We start from the raw sequence: 15,090 nt of genomic DNA, 5'->3' as shown, positions 1-15,090 counted from the left end.
TGTGACTCGTTACGCTTTGCCGCATGTACGGCTACGACCAGAGCGCTGGCACTCAGCAGCAGTACGCCCCGCCGCAGCAGCCCATGGCCGGGCAGATGCCGGGGCAGATGCCCGGCGGCCCGATGGGCGGGGGCTACGGGCAGCAGCCGCCGCTGTATCCCGAGCCGTCCCCGCCGTCCCTCGCGGACGCGGTGCGCGCCTTCACCACGGGGCAGATGGCCGCCGAGGACTTCCAGCAGGTCTTCGCGACGTCCAAGGTCTACTGCCCGCGCGGTGACAACCCCGGGTTCCTGGCGCTGCACAACACGCAGCAGCCGGTGATCCCGATGTTCACCTCGCTCAAGGAGCTGCGCCGGTACGCCGGCAAGGAGTCCAAGTACTTCGTGATCACCGGCGCCGAGGTCATCGACCTGCTCCCGACCGGCTACGGCTTCGTCCTCGACATGGAGGGGGAGCATCGGATGGTCTTCGACGCGAAGGCGGTGGAGCAGATGGTGGAGTTCGCGATGCGGCGCATGTACGGCTGAGGTGGCGCCGTGTCCTGATGTGGGACTGATGGTCGCCGGTCGGCGTGTGGGACGCCCGGAGGGAATGCCCTCCGGGCGTTCGTCGTTAGGTCTGGCAGAAAGTTCAATAATCAACTAAAGTGAGCGTACAAGGAGGTACCGACATGCCCGCAGTGACCGTCCAGAACCCGCTGACCCTGCCCCGTGTCGTCGCGCCGACCGACGCGGTGGCCCGTCCGGTGCTCGCCGTGACGACCGCGCCCAGCGGTTTCGAGGGCGAGGGCTTCCCGGTCCGCCGAGCGTTCGCCGGGATCAACTACCGCCACCTCGACCCGTTCATCATGATGGACCAGATGGGTGAGGTGGAGTATCAGCCTGGGGAGCCGAAAGGAACCCCGTGGCATCCGCACCGCGGCTTTGAGACCGTCACCTACATCATCGACGGCATCTTCGACCACCAGGACAGCCAGGGCGGCGGCGGCACCATCACCAACGGCGACACCCAGTGGATGACGGCCGGCTCCGGTCTCCTCCACATCGAGGCGCCGCCGGAACACCTGGTCATGTCCGGCGGTCTCTTCCACGGGCTCCAGCTGTGGGTGAACCTGCCGGCCAAGGACAAGATGATGCCCCCGCGCTACCAGGACATCCGCGGCGGCAACGTCCAGCTGCTGACGTCCTCCGATGGCGGCGCACTCCTGCGCGTCATCGCCGGTGAGCTGGACGGTCACCAGGGTCCCGGCATCACGCACACGCCGATCACGATGATCCACGCGACGCTGGCGCCGGGTGCGGAGATCACCCTGCCGTGGCGCGAGGACTTCAACGGCCTGGCGTACGTCCTCGCAGGCCGGGGCGCGGTCGGTGCCGAGCGCCGTCCGATCCACCTCGGCCAGACCGCGGTCTTCGGCGCCGGCGGTTCGCTGACCGTCCGCGCGGAGGACAAGCAGGACTCCCACACGCCGGACCTGGAGGTCGTCCTCCTTGGTGGGCAGCCCATCCGTGAGCCGATGGCGCACTACGGCCCGTTCGTCATGAACACCCGCGAGGAGCTGCAGCAGGCGTTCGAGGACTTCCAGAAGGGCCGGCTGGGCACGATCCCGGCGGTCCACGGGATGACCGAGGGCGGCATCTGAGCCCCGCTCCGCCCGCGATGCCGCGAGGCCCCCGCCCCGACCTTCGGTTCCAGTGGTCGGGGCGGGTTGGACGGGGGTGGGGTCGAGGGCGTCCGCCGGGACCGCCGTTGCTGCAGAGCTGGTAGTCGCCCGGAGGGCACGGGCCCTGCCCCGGGTACTTGGCGGCGGCTGAGGCCGGCGCGGACCAGCTCGGTTCGGCGAGGCAGGTCAGAACCAGCGCGCTGCCCACCGCCGCCGTGGCCAGGGTCCTCGGAGCTACGTCGGTCCGGGCTGGTCGGCGGCTTGTCCGGACGGTGCGGAAGGGGCGTCCGACATGGCCGGGACAGGCGTTGTCGGCCGTATACCCCCGGGCAGACAATGACCGCATGGCGAGCACGGGGGACCGCGGGAGCACGGGCAAGCCTGAGGACCGTGGGGAGTTGACGCCCCAAGCCGCGCGCACCTCCGCCGAGTACGTCGCTCTGCTGCGCCGGCTCAAGGAGCGCAGCGGCCTGACCTTCCGGCAGTTGGAGCAGCGGGCCGCCGAGCGGGGTGAGGTGCTGGCCCGCAGCACCCTCGCCGATGTCCTGCGGCGGGACGCGCTGCCGCGTGCCGAGGTCGTCTCCGCGCTCGTCCGGGCGTGCGGGGTTCCGGAGGCCGACGTGCCGACGTGGCTGGCCGTCAGGGCACGACTGGTCGCTATGGCGGACGCCGCGCGGGAGGCCGACCGCGAGTCGGATGGTGAGGCCGGCCGGGTGTCCGGTGAAGCGGGACACCCATCCAGTGGTGAGGCAGGCCACGAATCCGGTCGTGGATCCGGTCGTGGATCCGGTCGGGAAGCCGGTCGGGAAGCCGGTCGGGAAGCCGGGAATCGTATGCGTACGGCCTCGCTCGCCGCCGTGGCCTCGCTCGGTACCGTCGCCCTGCTCGTCGTCGGCGTGCTGGTGCTGCTGCCGCGGGACGGGACCTCGTCGAGCACCCGAGGGGACGGCGACGGCAGGCGGACGGCGCGGACCTCGGAGGCATCCGGGACCTCGGAGGCGTCGGGGGCGAGCGGGGGCGCGGACACTCCCGTGCCGCCCGGCCCCACCCCCGGACTTTCCCGGATTCGTCCCTTACGCGCTCCCGACCTGTGTCTCACCGACGGGGACGTACGGCTGGACAGCGGTGAGTCGAAGGTGGTGGCGATGCAGCGGCCGTGCGGGCAGGCCGTGCCGCCGAAGACGTATCTGGTGAGGACGGACGACGGGTACTACCGCATTCAGTGGGACCACCCGCAGCACGGCAAGGGGTGCCTCACCCTGCTGAGCGACAGCGACTTCCAGCACATGTTCGAGCCGTGGGACGACTGCAAGGTGGGCGGCGCCTCCCAGCTCTTCCGTATCGAACGGGCCGAGGGCACGGGCGAGGGCGCGAAGGGCGTATGGCGGTTGCGGCCGGGGCGGGGGGACGCGGACGTGTGCGTCGGCATGCGCGGCGGGCCCGAGGAGAAGGGGGCGGTCGCGGTGGCGCAGGGTTGCGTCGATCCGGCCGACGGTGGCGAGGCGGGCGACGCGCAGCTGTTCCTGATCGGTCGCGGCTGACCTGCCCCGTTCCTGCGGCCGGTCCTGTCACCCGGCCGGGGCGTCCGCGGCCGGGAGGGCGGGGTGCCGTAGCCGCCTGCCCAGTGCGGTGACCGGAGAGGTTCACCGGCTCACCTGTCCGGTCACCGCACTGGAACGGTCCTCGGGTGGCGCGGGGGCGCTGGCCGGCTCACCCCGCCGGTTCGCCGGGCGGGCCCGCCGGTGCGGGGGGCTCGTGGAGTTCGAACCAGATGCTCTTGCCCTCGCCGCGCGGGTCGACGCCCCAGGCGTCCGCGAGCATGTCCATGAGGACGAGACCGCGTCCCGAGGAGGCCAGCTCGCCGGGGCGGCGCTTGTGGGGGAGGTCGTCGCTGGCGTCGGTCACCTCGATCCGCATCCGGCGCTTGCCGCCGTCGCCGGTCATCTCGGCGACGAGGAGTGCGTCGGTGTCGGTGTGGACGAGGACATTGGTGAGCATCTCGGAGACGAGGAGGACCGCCGAGTCGACCTGGTCGTCGCAGGTCCAGTCGTGCAGCAGTTCGCGGACCTGCTGACGGGCGCCGGCGATGCGCTCGGGCTCGGCCTGGGCGACGGTCAGGGCGGTGCGGCGTACGGGAGGCCGTACGGCGACGGTGTCACCGCGGCCCGGTCCCTCGGCCGCACGGGACAACAGCAGCATCGCTATGTCGTCCTCGCGCCGGTCGGCGAGCGGGCCGGGGGTGTGGTGGGAGGACGGGCCGTGCACTCCCTGGACCAGCGCGTCGGCCAGCGCCTCCAGCCGCCCGGGAGCGAGCCCGTTCACCACGGGGAGCACCTCGTCCAGGGCCATGGAGGCCGAGCTCGCCCCCGCGGACGCCGCACCGTCTCCCACCGCGGACGCCCGGCCGGCCGCCACGGCCGCCGGAACAGCCTCAGCGGGCGCCGGGCCGCCCGGCAGGGACGCCCAGCTCGCCATGTCCCGTGCAACCGGGGCCAGGCCCTTGGCCGGGCTGTCACCCCCGACAGCGTTGCCATCCGGATCAGGTGGGGCCGTGTCGAAGGACTCCAGGATCGTTCTGATGCGCCGCCAGCCCGTGTCGAGGTCGTGGCCGCCCGTCTCGATGAGACCGTCGGTGCACAGGAGCATCGTCTCGCCGGGTTCGAGGACGAGCCGGGTGGTGGGGTAGTCGGCGTCGGGGTCGATGCCGAGGGGCAGACCGCCCGGGGTCGGCCGGACCAGCACAGTGCCGTCGGCCATGCGGATCGCCGGGTCGGGGTGCCCGGCGCGGGCGATGTCCAGCACTCCGGTCACCGGGTCCACCTCCACGTACAGACAGGTCGCGAAGCGCAGGTCGGTGAACTCGCCGGAGGAGTCCGCGGTGACGCCGTGAAGGAAGCGGGAGGCGCGGGAGAGCACCGCGTCCGGCGGATGCCCCTCGGAGGCGTACGCGCGCAGGGCTATGCGGAGCTGGCCCATGAGTCCGGCGGCGCGTACGTCATGTCCCTGGACGTCGCCGATGACGAGGGCGAAGCGGCCGCTGGGCAGGGCGATCATGTCGTACCAGTCGCCGCCGACCTGGAGGCCGCCGCCGGTGGGGACGTAGCGTGCGGCGACGCTCATGCCGGGTATCCCGGGGCCGAGGGTGGGGAGCATCGTGCGCTGGAGGCCGTCGGTCAGTTCGCGCTCGGTCTCGGCGGCGCCCGCGCGGGACAGCGCCTGGGCGAGCATCCGGGCGACGGTGGTCAGGACGGAGCGCTCGTCAGGGGTGAAGGTGACCGGGTAGGTGAAGCCGGCCATCCACGCTCCCATGGTGCGGCCGGCGACGATCAGCGGCAGGAAGGCCCAGGACTGGCGGTTGAACTGTTCCGCGAGCGGCCAGGCGGTGGGGTAGCGGGACTTGTAGTCCTCGGGGGAGGAGAGATAGACGGCGCGGCCGGTGCGGACGACATCGGCGGCCGGGTAGTCCGTCTCCAGCGGCATATGGGTGAACGGGCCCTCGTCGCCGTGGTTGTGCCCGTGGTGCCCGATGACGGTGAGGCGGTCGCCCTCCACCCCGAACACGGCGAGCCCGTCCGGCGAGAAGCCCGGCATGGCCAGGCCGGCCGCGACCCTCAGCACCTCCTCGGTCGACCGCGCCTCGGCCAGCGCACGCCCCGCGTCCAGCAGGAACGCCTCGCGGGAGCGCCGCCAGTCACCGGTGACGGCCGCCGGGGCGCGGGCCGCGGTCTGCGGCGTGGGCTCGGTGACCTCCTGGATGGTGCCGATCAGCTCGACCGATCTGCGCACCGGGTCGAAGGTCGGTTTGGAACGGCTGCGGACGGTGCGGATGACGCGGCCCTGCTCGTCCATGATCCGTATCCGGACCTCGGCCAGGGTGTCCTCGGCGATGGCGAGCTGGACGACGGAGACGATCTCGTTCCAGTCGACGGGGTGAAGTCTCGACCGCGCGCCGGCCTGGGTGAGGGCGGTCGGTTCCGGGGGCAGCCCCAGGAGCCGGGCTGCTTCGGCGTCGACGGTGACGGTTCCGGCAGCGCTGTCCCAGGTCCACAGTCCCGTCGCCAGGGCGGACAGGACGTCCTCCACGGTGGGCGGGGGCTCACCAGTGCGCATTGACCCACTCTAAGAACAGCCGATCGGACCGTGCCACCGAAGCTGTACCGGGCACCGAGCGGTACCCCAGGTAACCGCGATCGGCGGCGACGGAGGTGACAGCGGTTGACGTTATCGACAGAAACCGCTTGCGGTCCTGGCTATGGCTGTGACGGTGCGTGTCCGTGCGGGAAAAGGTTTCCGGGGTGAGGAGAGCGGTGTCCGAGAAGCCGTAGGACGCGGTTACCCATGCGGGCGGCGGTAAATGGTGGGGAGGCGATCTTGGGGTGCCCGGTACCCTTGGCTGTGTTTCACGTGAAACACGGACGGTGAACCGTGTGGCACGGTCCGAGATCCCCGATCAGCGAAGACTGGATGAACGACGATGCATCGGTACAGGTCCCACACCTGCGGCGAGCTCCGCGCCTCTGACGTCGGCAGCGACGTCCGGCTGAGCGGCTGGCTGCACAATCGGCGCGACCTGGGCGGCATTCTCTTCATCGATCTGCGCGACCACTACGGCATCACGCAGCTCGTCGCCCGTCCGGGCACCCCTGCGTACGAGGCCCTGGACAAGATCTCCAAGGAGTCGACCGTTCGTGTCGACGGCAAGGTCGTCTCCCGCGGCGCCGAGAACGTGAACCCCGACCTGCCCACCGGCGAGGTCGAGGTCGAGGTCGGCGAGGTCGAGCTGCTCGGCGCGGCCGCCCCGCTCCCCTTCACCATCAACGCCGAGGACGGCGTCAACGAGGAGCGGCGTCTGGAGTACCGCTTCCTCGACCTGCGCCGTGAGCGCATGCACCGCAACATCATGCTGCGTACGGCTGTGATCAGTGCCATCCGTCACAAGATGACGGCCCTCGGCTTCAACGAGATGGCCACGCCGATCCTGTCCGCCACCTCCCCCGAGGGCGCCCGCGACTTCGTCGTCCCCTCGCGTCTGAACCCGGGCAAGTTCTACGCCCTCCCCCAGGCTCCGCAGCAGTTCAAGCAGCTGCTGATGATCTCGGGCTTCGACCGGTACTTCCAGATCGCGCCCTGCTTCCGGGACGAGGACGCGCGCGCGGACCGTTCGCCGGGCGAGTTCTACCAGCTCGACGTCGAGATGAGCTTCGTGGAGCAGGAGGATGTCTTCCAGCCCATCGAGAAGCTCATGACCGAGCTGTTCGAGGAGTTCGGCAACGGCCGTCACGTCACCTCGCCGTTCCCGCGCATCCCGTTCCGCGAGGCGATGCTCAAGTACGGCTCCGACAAGCCGGACCTGCGCGCCCAGCTGGAGCTGGTCGACATCACCGACATCTTCGAGGGCTCGGAGTTCAAGGCGTTCGCCGGCAAGCACGTACGCGCGCTGCCGGTGCCGGACGTCTCCGGTCAGCCCCGGAAGTTCTTCGACCAGCTCGGCGAGTACGCGGTGGAGCAGGGCGCGAAGGGCCTGGCCTGGGTGCGCGTCGGCGAGGACGGTGCGCTGTCCGGCCCGATCGCCAAGTTCCTCACCGAGGAGAACGTCGCCGAGCTGACCAAGCGTCTGTCGCTGGCCCCGGGGCACGCGGTGTTCTTCGGTGCCGGAGAGTTCGACGAGGTCTCGAAGATCATGGGCGCCGTTCGCGTCGAGGCCGCCAAGCGCGCCGGCCACTTCGAGGAGGGCGTCTTCCGGTTCTGCTGGATCGTCGACTTCCCGATGTACGAGAAGGACGAGGACACCGGGAAGATCGACTTCTCCCACAACCCGTTCTCGATGCCGCAGGGCGGTCTGGAGGCCCTGGAGACCCAGGACCCGCTGGACATCCTCGGCTGGCAGTACGACATCGTCTGCAACGGCGTCGAACTGTCCTCCGGCGCGATCCGGAACCACGAGCCCGAGATCATGCTCAAGGCCTTCGAGATCGCGGGCTACGACCGTGACACCGTCGAGGAGCAGTTCGCGGGCATGCTGCGCGCGTTCCGCTTCGGCGCCCCGCCGCACGGCGGTATCGCCCCGGGCGTCGACCGCATCGTCATGCTCCTCGCCGACGAGCCCAACATCCGCGAGACCATCGCCTTCCCGCTCAACGGCAATGCCCAGGACCTGATGATGGGCGCGCCGACGGAGCTGGAGGAGGCGCGGCTGCGGGAGCTGCACCTCTCGGTGCGGAAGCCCCAGCCGAAGTAGGGAAGTGGGGGGTCAAGTCTCTTGGAGGCTTGACGGTGAAGGGTCCTGAGATCGTCCGTCGATTTCGGGACCCTTTTCCCGTGCGCGGTCCGGAAGCAGGGCAGTGCGCGAAGCGGAACAGGGAGAAAGCACAGCGCCTTCCCATGGTGCTGACAGCGTCCGTCCCTGAGGGGTTTCCCGTAATCCCCGGCGGGCGCACGACGCCGGCTCCGGACGCGGCGAACACGGGTACTGACGGCTGACGCCGGCCGACTGACGGACTGTCCGGCTGCTCGGCGTGAGGCCCGGGACCCATCTCTTCGGGTTCCGGGCCTTTCGGCGTGCCGTATGCCCGTGGTGGGCCGGGTGCCGGGGAAGCCATCAGGGGGCGCACAGGTTTCCCGACGGAGGGTCACAGCGGGCGCGGGTGTGATGGGACGCAGAGGGTGAGGAACCCGTAGGGGACGGAAACGCCGGAAGGTGGAGGAGGCCATGGAATTCGCCGTGTTGCTCGTACTGCTGCTGGTCCTCGGGGCGGTGGTCGCGGTCGTCGCCCAGCGGCGCCTCGGCGACCGGCGGGAACCGACGTCCGACCTGGACGCGGAGGCCGACGCCAACCGCTGGGTGGTCCGGCTCGGCGGCAGCCTGGCCGGGGTCGACGTACGGGCGCAGACCGGGACGGACGGCGACGCGGCCCGATCCCTGGCCGGGGCCGCCGAATGCCTCCGCACCGCCCGGACGCGGCTGGCCGCCGCCCGTACGCCCGATCAGTACGCGGTGGTCGTGCGCACGGCGGCCGAGGGGCTGCAGCACGTGGGGGAGGCCCGTAGGGCGCTGGGGCTCGACCCGGTCACCCAGGGAACGGACCGTACGGTGACCAGCGGCCGGGGCGGGCGGGGCGAGCGGAAGGAACTGTCATACGGCCTCGACGCGTCCTACTGATCATGACCATGTCGCCCTCCGCCGCCGTCCCGGCCCCCACGACCCTCGGGGAGGAGATCCTCCTCCTCTCCCTCGACGACTCCACGGGCGAGGCGAAACTGCCGCTGCGCACGCCGTACGCGATCGCGGCGGCGGCCCTGCTGGAACGGGCGCTCGCTGACGACCCGGAGCACGCGGAGCTCCCGGACGACGCGGAGAAGTGGATCAACGAGCACCGGACCGAGGAGTACGAGAGGGCCCTGCGGGGTGTGCTGGACAAGGGCCTGGTCCGGGAGGAGAAGCGCCGGCTGCTCCTCGTCTTCCGCACCACCGTTCATCCGGAGGCCGACGGCACGGTGGAGGCCGCGCTGCGCAGGCGTCTCGCGGCGGTCGTCCTGGAGGGAAGCGAGCCCGACCACCGCACCACCGCCCTGATCACCCTGCTCCACCACGCCGACCTGCGGGAACTGGCCTTCCCGGACCTGGGGAAGGAGCAGTCCGCGGCGGTCGAGCGGCGCATGTCCGAGATGGCCGAACGCCACTGGGCCGACCCCGCCCTCCGTCGCATGGCGGAAACCGCCGCCGCGACGATGGCCGCGCTCACCGCCGCGACGATGGCGGCGACGGTCGTGGTGATCACGGCGGTGACGTGAGCCCTGGTTCCAGTCCTCTCTCGGAAGGTGTCCGCCCCATGATCCGTCTCTCCCCCGAGTTCACCGAAGCGCTCGCCGCCGTTCTGCGGGACCTGGGCGCGCAATGTCCCGTCCGCCCCGACGTGCGAGAGGTCGAGGGCGGCCACGGTGTCGTGTTCTACGCACCCGACGGCTCGGGGCAGGGGGTGTGGGCCGAACCGGACGGGCGGCCGGGTGTGCTGCCGGCCGAGGTCGCGGACCAGGTGCAGAGCTGGGCGGTGGAGGCGCTGTGGGCGGCCGGGGAGCCCGCGGTGTGGCCGCGGTGCCCGGAGCACCCGGACGCGCATCCGCTGGAGGCGGCCGTCGAGAAGGGCACAGCCGTGTGGGTGTGCCCTCGCGGCGGTGCCGTCCCCGTTCCCGTGGGGGAGCTTCCCTCCGAGGAGTGATCAGGGAGCGCCGCCCCACGACGCCTCGGCGCTCGTGGCCGCGGCCTCCGTGCCCCCCGCGTTCGTGCTCTGGGCGTTCGTGCTCTGGGCGTTCGTGCTCCCCGCGTTCGCGCGATCGGCCTTCCCGCTCCCGGCCTCCGCGCCGTCCGCCGCAGCGCTCGCGGCCTTCGTGTGGAGCACCTCGCGAGCCTGCTCGGCGGCGCGAATCGTGCTCTCACTGACGAAGTCGAGAAAGCGGGCGACGTTCTCCAGACGGGCGGCTGCCGGGGTGCCGTTGCCGAGGACGCCGACGCCCTGCCGCGCGATCTCGATGACCTGGGTCAGGGCCCGCGCGCTGGCCAGCATCGACTGGTACCAGATGTCGTCGTCGACGACGTAGCGCTCGCGGCGGCGTTCGTCGCGCTCCCGGCGGACGAAGGCCTGGTTCTCCAGGTACGAGATGGCCTTGGAGACGGACGCCGGGCTGACCTGCAGCCGCTGGACGAGCTCGGACGCGGTGAGGCTGCCCGTGTCGGTGACCGTGAGGCACGCCATGACCCGGGCCATCATCTTGGGCATGCCCGAGGCCATCATCACGGTGGCGAACGTCTCCTCGAACTCGCGCACGGCTTCGGTGTCGCGCCCGTCGGCCTGTGGGGATGTCACCGCCCCCCGGGGCGCGGCCTGCCTGCGCCGCTGCGCGCGTCGTTCGGTGGCGCGGTGGGCCAGGTCGGCGCGGTAGGCGGTGGGGCCGCCGTTGCGCATGACCTCGCGTGTGATGGTCGAGGTGGGGCGGCCGAGGCGTCGGGCGATCTCGGCGTAGGCGAGACCGTCGGCCAGGCCCAGGGCGATCTGCTGACGTTCGGGCTGGGTGAGCCTGCCTCCCGGCATGGGGGTCTCCTTCGTGGTGCAGCGCGTGCGCCCACTATAGCGTTCACTTCCATTCATTGCAACGAACTGCAGGTGGGATCGTTGCGTTACTTTCGAAGCCGTTGCAACGATTAGTCTGCTTCTACCTGCGGTGATGGCAAAAGGTCGCAACGAAATGGTTGCTGGGATCGTGAATGCAACGTAGCTTTTCTCTCGTTGGAAACGACGACGCAGAGGAGAGAACAATGCAGAAGTTCACCACCCCGGCCCCCATCGCCGCCGTCCTCGACATCCAGGCCGGGCGGGTGCAGGTCATCGCCGCCGACCGTGCCGACACCACCGTCGAGATCCGGCCCGTGGACCCCTCCAAGGGCCGGGACGTACAGCTCGCCGAGCAGACCACCGCCGAGTACGCCGACGGCACCCTGCGGATCACCGCCACGGCGCCGGCCAGGAACCGGCTCGTGGGCCCCGCCGGCTCGGTCGAGGTGACCGTCCAGCTGCCCGCCGGCTCCCATGTCGAGGCCACATCGGCCGGCGTCGAGTTCCGGGGCGTCGGACGGCTCGGGGACGTCGCCATCGACGGCGCCCTCGGCCAGGTCAAGCTCGACGAGACCGCCCGTGCTCGCCTGGCCGTCCTGGCCGGGGACATCTCGGTCGGCCGCCTCGGCGGACCCGCGGAGATCAGCACCCAGCAGGGCGACATCCGCATCGACGAGGCCATCGGCGGCACGGTCGTGCTCCGCACCGAGTCCGGTGACATCTCGGTCGCCGCCGCCCCCGGCGTCTCGGCCGCCCTGGACGCCGGCACCTCCTACGGCCGCGTCAGCAACGCCCTCAAGAACGACGGCACCACCGCACTCGACATCCGCGCCACCACCGCCTGCGGCGACATCACCGCCCGCAGCCTCTGAACCCCGGCCTCCCGAAGGAGCACCCACCATGACCACCCCGGCCATCGCGGCGAACGGCCTGCGCAAGTCCTACGGCGACAAGGTCGTGCTCGACGGTGTCGACCTGACCGTCCCCGAGGGAACGATCTTCTCCCTGCTCGGCCCGAACGGGGCCGGCAAGACCACCGCCGTCAAGATCCTGTCCACCCTCATCACCGCCGACGGCGGCCAGATCCGGGTCGCCGGGCACGACCCGGCCGCCGACCCGCAGGCGGTCCGCGCCGCGATCGGTGTCACCGGGCAGTTCTCCGCCGTCGACGGGCTGATCACGGGCGAGGAGAACATGCTTCTCATGGCGGACCTGCACCACCTGTCCAGGAGCGAGGGACGACGGGTCGCCGCCGAACTGCTGGAACGCTTCGACCTCACCGAGGCCGCGAAGAAGCCCGCCTCCACCTACTCCGGCGGCATGAAGCGCCGCCTCGACATCGCGATGACGCTGGTCGGCGGCCCGCGCGTCATCTTCCTCGACGAGCCGACCACCGGCCTCGACCCCCGCTCCCGCCACACCATGTGGCAGATCATCCGTGAGCTGGTCACGGGCGGTGTCACCGTCTTCCTCACCACCCAGTACCTGGAGGAGGCCGACGAGCTCGCCGACCGGATCGCCGTGCTCCACGACGGCCGGATCGCCGCCGAGGGCACCGCCGAGGAGCTCAAGCGGCTTATTCCGGGCGGCCACGTCCGGCTCCGCTTCTCCGACCCGGCCGTCCACCGGGCAGCCGCTGCCGCACTCATCCAGGGCACCCTCCCCGACGCCCCTCTTCGCCCGCGCGGGGGGACCGCCGACGACGACGCCCTCACCCTGCGGATCCCCAGCGACGGCTCCCAGCGCGATCTGCGCTCCGTCCTCGACCGGCTGGACGCCGCCGGCATCGAGGCCGACGAACTGACCGTGCACACCCCCGACCTCGACGACGTGTTCTTCGCCCTCACCGGCGGTACCGACATCCCCGCCCAGGCCAAGGAGGCCCTGCGATGAGCTCTCTTTCCCTCGCCGTCCGCGACTCGACGACCATGCTGCGCCGCAACCTGCTGCACGCCAGGCGCTACCCGTCGATGACGCTGAACCTGCTGCTCACGCCGGTCATGCTGTTACTGCTCTTCGTCTACATCTTCGGCGACGCGATGAGCGCGGGCCTCGGCGGCGGCGCCGACCGCTCCGACTACATCGCCTACCTGCTGCCGGGACTGCTGCTGATGACGATCGGCTCCACCACGATCGGCACCGCGGTGTCCGTATCGAACGACATGACCGAGGGCATCATCGCCCGCTTCCGCACGATGGCGATCCACCGCGCGTCGGTGCTCATCGGGCACGTCGTCGGCAGCGTGGCGCAGTGCCTGATGAGCGTGGTCCTCGTCGGCGCCGTCGGCGTGGCCATCGGCTTCCGCTCCACCGACGCCACCGTCCTGGAGTGGCTCGCGGCCTTCGGACTGGTCACGCTGTTCGCCCTGGCGCTCACCTGGATCGCGGTCGGGATGGGCCTGGTCAGCCCGAACGCCGAGGCGGCCAGCAACAACGCGATGCCGCTGATCTTCCTCCCGCTGATCTCCAGCACCTTCGTGCCGCTGCACACCATGCCGGGCTGGTTCCAGCCGATCGCCGAGTACCAGCCGTTCACCCCCGCCATCGAGACCCTGCGCGGGCTGCTCCTCGGCACGGAGATCGGCCACAACGGATGGCTCGCCGTCGGCTGGTGCCTCGGTCTCGCGGTGCTCGGCTACTTCTGGTCCACCTCGAAGTTCAACAGCGACCCGAAGTAACCCCGCCGTGACAGCGCGGGCAGCCACCCGCACCCCGTCCCACCCGCACCCCGTCCCACCCGCATCCCGTCCCACCCGCATCCCGTCCCACCCAGGGCGGCGTACACCGACAGGGCGTCGGAGTGCGCCGCCCTGTTCGTGTGTCACCGCTCGGGCGCGGTGTGACCGTCGCCGCTGATCGCCACGCCGATGTTGCCGCCGGCGGCGATCGACCGGGTGCCCGAGGCCGTCACCGTGACGCCCCGGTTCTCCGTGGACGGCAGCAGTGCCGTCAGCTCACGCCGCAGGTCCTGGTCCTCGCGCAGTGTGCGCTTGATCTGCTGGCGCAGGGCCGCCGACGCGTCCTCGTCGTCCGGTTCCGCTGCCGCGTCCGCCACCGCCGACTCCAGTTCGGCTCGCCCCCGCTGGTCCCGGCGGTGCCAGGCCGCCGTCAGCATCCGGCGGCCGATGTCCGCCGCCGTCTCCACCGCCGCGCTCTCCGCCGGGGTCAGCGCCCCGGCGCCGTACGCGGCCACGGCCGCCGTCAGATACGGGCCCGCCCGGCCCACCAACTCGGCGATCTCCGTGCTCATCCTCAGCCCCTCCCTGCCTCGGGTACGCGTCGGCACCGGGCACTTCCCTCGGTCCCCGTAGGTCGGGAACGCCGGACGGGGGGCCCTCGGTTCCAACGGCACCCCCGCCCCGCGCGGGCTATCGCTTCAGCGCCCGGTACCGCTTGAGCAAGGCCGACAGCTTCTGCGGGTCCTTGCCCCCGTTCAGCTCCCTCAGGAGGTCGTCGGGACAGAGTTCGTACAGGTCGCCCCACCAGCCCCGGCGGCGGTGGTCATAGATGCGGTAGCCGCCCGTTACGCCTCGGGCGACGTAGCGCCGTTTGCTCACTCGGCCTCCGATGGGGGTGTCAACGCCTCCTCCTCCAGCAGGCGTTCGGCGATGTCGGCGGCCCAGGACTGGGCCCATCGGCGAAGTGACATGGTCGCCTGCTCGTCGAGGCCCTGGCGAGCGAATTCCCTGTCGTCGAGCCACTCGGTGGCCTCCAGCCGGGACTGGAGGTCGGCGAGGTCGAAGGTCGAGGCGGTGGCGGAGGTGTGGCGGCGGGCCAGTTCCTCCAGCTCGGGGATGGTCCAGTGGGCGGCGGCCGCGTGGACCGTGACGAGGTCGCGTGCGGTGTTCCGGTCGGCCAGGGCACGGACCTTCGTACCGACCACGTCCTCCAGCGAGAGGGTCGGACCCAGCGACGTCTCGACCGCCGGACGCCACAGGGACTCCTTGAGGATGTCCAGGGTGCGCTCCTCCGCCGTCGTCGGGTCGGTGACGAGGAGGCGGGCGGACAGCGGGGTGGCCTCCGCCCCCTCCACCAGCCAGCCGCGTTCCGCCAGTCCGGTGCGGACTGCGCCGGCGATCTCGTCCATCGCGGCGGGGTGTTCCGTCGCCACTTCCAGCACGCGGTGCGGCGGGCGGCTCTCCGTGAGGCCGTGGGCCCGTACCGCGTGGTCGCCGGTCACGGCCAGGGCGTAGGGGGCGCCGATGGCCAGGATGTCCGAGAGGAGACCGAGGACCGGGTCGGGGGGACCCGGGTCGGGGGGACCCGGCTCGGGAAGGTCGTTCACGCGCGGGCCTGCGCAAGGGTGGGGGGTGGGGCCAT

The 15,090-nt window shown here is 71.3% G+C and carries 15 protein-coding genes; 10 read left to right on the top strand and 5 right to left on the bottom strand.

The annotated features are described in order from the left end of the window. The first annotated feature begins 23 nt into the window (after nt 1–23). From ACZ43N_RS11360 to ACZ43N_RS11350, 3 genes are all read left to right on the top strand, one after another. On the top strand, nt 24–527 hold the full coding sequence (locus ACZ43N_RS11360; protein ID WP_468096776.1) for an SseB family protein: 504 nt from the start codon (nt 24–26) through the stop codon (nt 525–527). Between the two features lie 143 nt (nt 528–670). Then, nucleotides 671–1,642, top strand: a complete 972-nt coding sequence (locus tag ACZ43N_RS11355; RefSeq protein WP_468096775.1) for a pirin family protein — start codon at nt 671–673, stop codon at nt 1,640–1,642. Between the two features lie 365 nt (nt 1,643–2,007). Further along, the gene (locus ACZ43N_RS11350; protein WP_468096773.1) at nt 2,008–3,204 is read left to right on the top strand and encodes a helix-turn-helix domain-containing protein; all 1,197 of its coding nucleotides are present in this window, start codon (nt 2,008–2,010) and stop codon (nt 3,202–3,204) included. Between the two features lie 169 nt (nt 3,205–3,373). On the opposite strand, the gene ACZ43N_RS11345 is transcribed toward ACZ43N_RS11350, so the two are convergent. Then, nucleotides 3,374–5,773, bottom strand: a complete 2,400-nt coding sequence (locus tag ACZ43N_RS11345) for a SpoIIE family protein phosphatase (RefSeq protein WP_468096772.1) — start codon at nt 5,771–5,773, stop codon at nt 3,374–3,376. A gap of 364 nt (nt 5,774–6,137) precedes the next feature. Between ACZ43N_RS11345 and aspS the strand changes: the two genes are divergently transcribed. The 4 genes from aspS (at nt 6,138) to ACZ43N_RS11325 (ending at nt 9,879) form a co-directional block, all read left to right on the top strand. Next, entirely contained in the window at nt 6,138–7,901 is a 1,764-nt protein-coding gene (gene aspS, locus ACZ43N_RS11340) for an aspartate--tRNA ligase (protein WP_468096771.1), read from the top strand. Between the two features lie 471 nt (nt 7,902–8,372). Continuing rightward, nucleotides 8,373–8,822: a hypothetical protein gene (locus tag ACZ43N_RS11335; RefSeq protein WP_468096769.1), complete on the top strand. Its 450-nt coding sequence runs from the start codon at nt 8,373–8,375 to the stop codon at nt 8,820–8,822. Nucleotides 8,823–8,824: 2 nt separating this feature from the next. After that, a complete protein-coding gene (locus ACZ43N_RS11330; protein ID WP_468096768.1) occupies nt 8,825–9,454 on the top strand; it encodes a GOLPH3/VPS74 family protein in 630 nt (209 codons plus the stop codon). A 38-nt stretch (nt 9,455–9,492) separates the two neighbouring features. Next, the gene (locus ACZ43N_RS11325) at nt 9,493–9,879 is read left to right on the top strand and encodes a hypothetical protein (protein ID WP_468096767.1); all 387 of its coding nucleotides are present in this window, start codon (nt 9,493–9,495) and stop codon (nt 9,877–9,879) included. On the opposite strand, the gene ACZ43N_RS11320 is transcribed toward ACZ43N_RS11325, so the two are convergent. Continuing rightward, complete coding sequence (locus ACZ43N_RS11320; RefSeq protein ID WP_468096765.1) at nt 9,880–10,749, bottom strand: GbsR/MarR family transcriptional regulator; 870 nt, start codon at nt 10,747–10,749, stop codon at nt 9,880–9,882. It abuts the gene before it with no gap. Between the two features lie 224 nt (nt 10,750–10,973). On the opposite strand from ACZ43N_RS11320, the gene ACZ43N_RS11315 reads away from it, so the two are divergent. Genes ACZ43N_RS11315 through ACZ43N_RS11305 form a run of 3 tightly spaced genes read left to right on the top strand, consistent with a single transcriptional unit; the run spans nt 10,974 to nt 13,448 of the window. Continuing rightward, nucleotides 10,974–11,642, top strand: coding sequence for a DUF4097 family beta strand repeat-containing protein (locus ACZ43N_RS11315; protein WP_468096763.1), 669 nt, complete (start codon nt 10,974–10,976; stop codon nt 11,640–11,642). 28 nt (nt 11,643–11,670) lie between these two features. Then, nucleotides 11,671–12,663 carry an ATP-binding cassette domain-containing protein gene (locus ACZ43N_RS11310; RefSeq protein WP_468096761.1) on the top strand — a complete coding sequence of 331 codons (993 nt, stop codon included), beginning with the start codon at nt 11,671–11,673 and terminating at the stop codon, nt 12,661–12,663. Then, nucleotides 12,660–13,448: an ABC transporter permease gene (locus ACZ43N_RS11305; protein WP_468096760.1), complete on the top strand. Its 789-nt coding sequence runs from the start codon at nt 12,660–12,662 to the stop codon at nt 13,446–13,448. Before ACZ43N_RS11310 ends, ACZ43N_RS11305 begins: the two co-directional genes overlap by 4 nt. Before the next feature lie 143 nt (nt 13,449–13,591). On the opposite strand, the gene ACZ43N_RS11300 is transcribed toward ACZ43N_RS11305, so the two are convergent. The 3 genes from ACZ43N_RS11300 to ACZ43N_RS11290 all read right to left on the bottom strand — a co-directional run bounded on the left by ACZ43N_RS11300 (nt 13,592) and on the right by ACZ43N_RS11290 (nt 14,983). Beyond that, entirely contained in the window at nt 13,592–14,020 is a 429-nt protein-coding gene (locus ACZ43N_RS11300) for a hypothetical protein (RefSeq protein ID WP_468096758.1), read from the bottom strand. Nucleotides 14,021–14,138: 118 nt separating this feature from the next. Continuing rightward, nucleotides 14,139–14,327 (bottom strand): hypothetical protein, encoded by a 189-nt coding sequence (locus ACZ43N_RS11295; protein WP_468096757.1) that lies wholly within the window; start codon nt 14,325–14,327, stop codon nt 14,139–14,141. Next, entirely contained in the window at nt 14,324–14,983 is a 660-nt protein-coding gene (locus ACZ43N_RS11290) for a nucleotidyl transferase AbiEii/AbiGii toxin family protein (protein WP_468097072.1), read from the bottom strand. Before ACZ43N_RS11290 ends, ACZ43N_RS11295 begins: the two co-directional genes overlap by 4 nt. Nucleotides 14,984–15,090 lie beyond the last annotated feature (107 nt).

It is taken from the genome of Streptomyces sp. NPDC030814 (assembly GCF_055572155.1).
The sequence above is the reverse complement of the archived record's forward strand: the minus strand, read 5'-3'. Positions and strand labels throughout refer to the sequence as shown.

What these genes read in the sequence shown, in the direction of transcription:
- ACZ43N_RS11345 (WP_468096772.1), bottom strand. Translation starts at nt 5,773, where the DNA reads ATGCGCACTGGTGAGCCCCCGCCCACCGTGGAGGACGTCCTGTCCGCC.
- ACZ43N_RS11305 (WP_468096760.1), top strand. Translation starts at nt 12,660, where the DNA reads ATGAGCTCTCTTTCCCTCGCCGTCCGCGACTCGACGACCATGCTGCGC.
- aspS (WP_468096771.1), top strand. Translation starts at nt 6,138, where the DNA reads ATGCATCGGTACAGGTCCCACACCTGCGGCGAGCTCCGCGCCTCTGAC.
- ACZ43N_RS11320 (WP_468096765.1), bottom strand. Translation starts at nt 10,749, where the DNA reads ATGCCGGGAGGCAGGCTCACCCAGCCCGAACGTCAGCAGATCGCCCTG.
- ACZ43N_RS11330 (WP_468096768.1), top strand. Translation starts at nt 8,825, where the DNA reads ATGACCATGTCGCCCTCCGCCGCCGTCCCGGCCCCCACGACCCTCGGG.
- ACZ43N_RS11335 (WP_468096769.1), top strand. Translation starts at nt 8,373, where the DNA reads ATGGAATTCGCCGTGTTGCTCGTACTGCTGCTGGTCCTCGGGGCGGTG.
- ACZ43N_RS11315 (WP_468096763.1), top strand. Translation starts at nt 10,974, where the DNA reads ATGCAGAAGTTCACCACCCCGGCCCCCATCGCCGCCGTCCTCGACATC.
- ACZ43N_RS11310 (WP_468096761.1), top strand. Translation starts at nt 11,671, where the DNA reads ATGACCACCCCGGCCATCGCGGCGAACGGCCTGCGCAAGTCCTACGGC.
- ACZ43N_RS11355 (WP_468096775.1), top strand. Translation starts at nt 671, where the DNA reads ATGCCCGCAGTGACCGTCCAGAACCCGCTGACCCTGCCCCGTGTCGTC.
- ACZ43N_RS11300 (WP_468096758.1), bottom strand. Translation starts at nt 14,020, where the DNA reads ATGAGCACGGAGATCGCCGAGTTGGTGGGCCGGGCGGGCCCGTATCTG.
- ACZ43N_RS11325 (WP_468096767.1), top strand. Translation starts at nt 9,493, where the DNA reads ATGATCCGTCTCTCCCCCGAGTTCACCGAAGCGCTCGCCGCCGTTCTG.
- ACZ43N_RS11360 (WP_468096776.1), top strand. Translation starts at nt 24, where the DNA reads ATGTACGGCTACGACCAGAGCGCTGGCACTCAGCAGCAGTACGCCCCG.
- ACZ43N_RS11350 (WP_468096773.1), top strand. Translation starts at nt 2,008, where the DNA reads ATGGCGAGCACGGGGGACCGCGGGAGCACGGGCAAGCCTGAGGACCGT.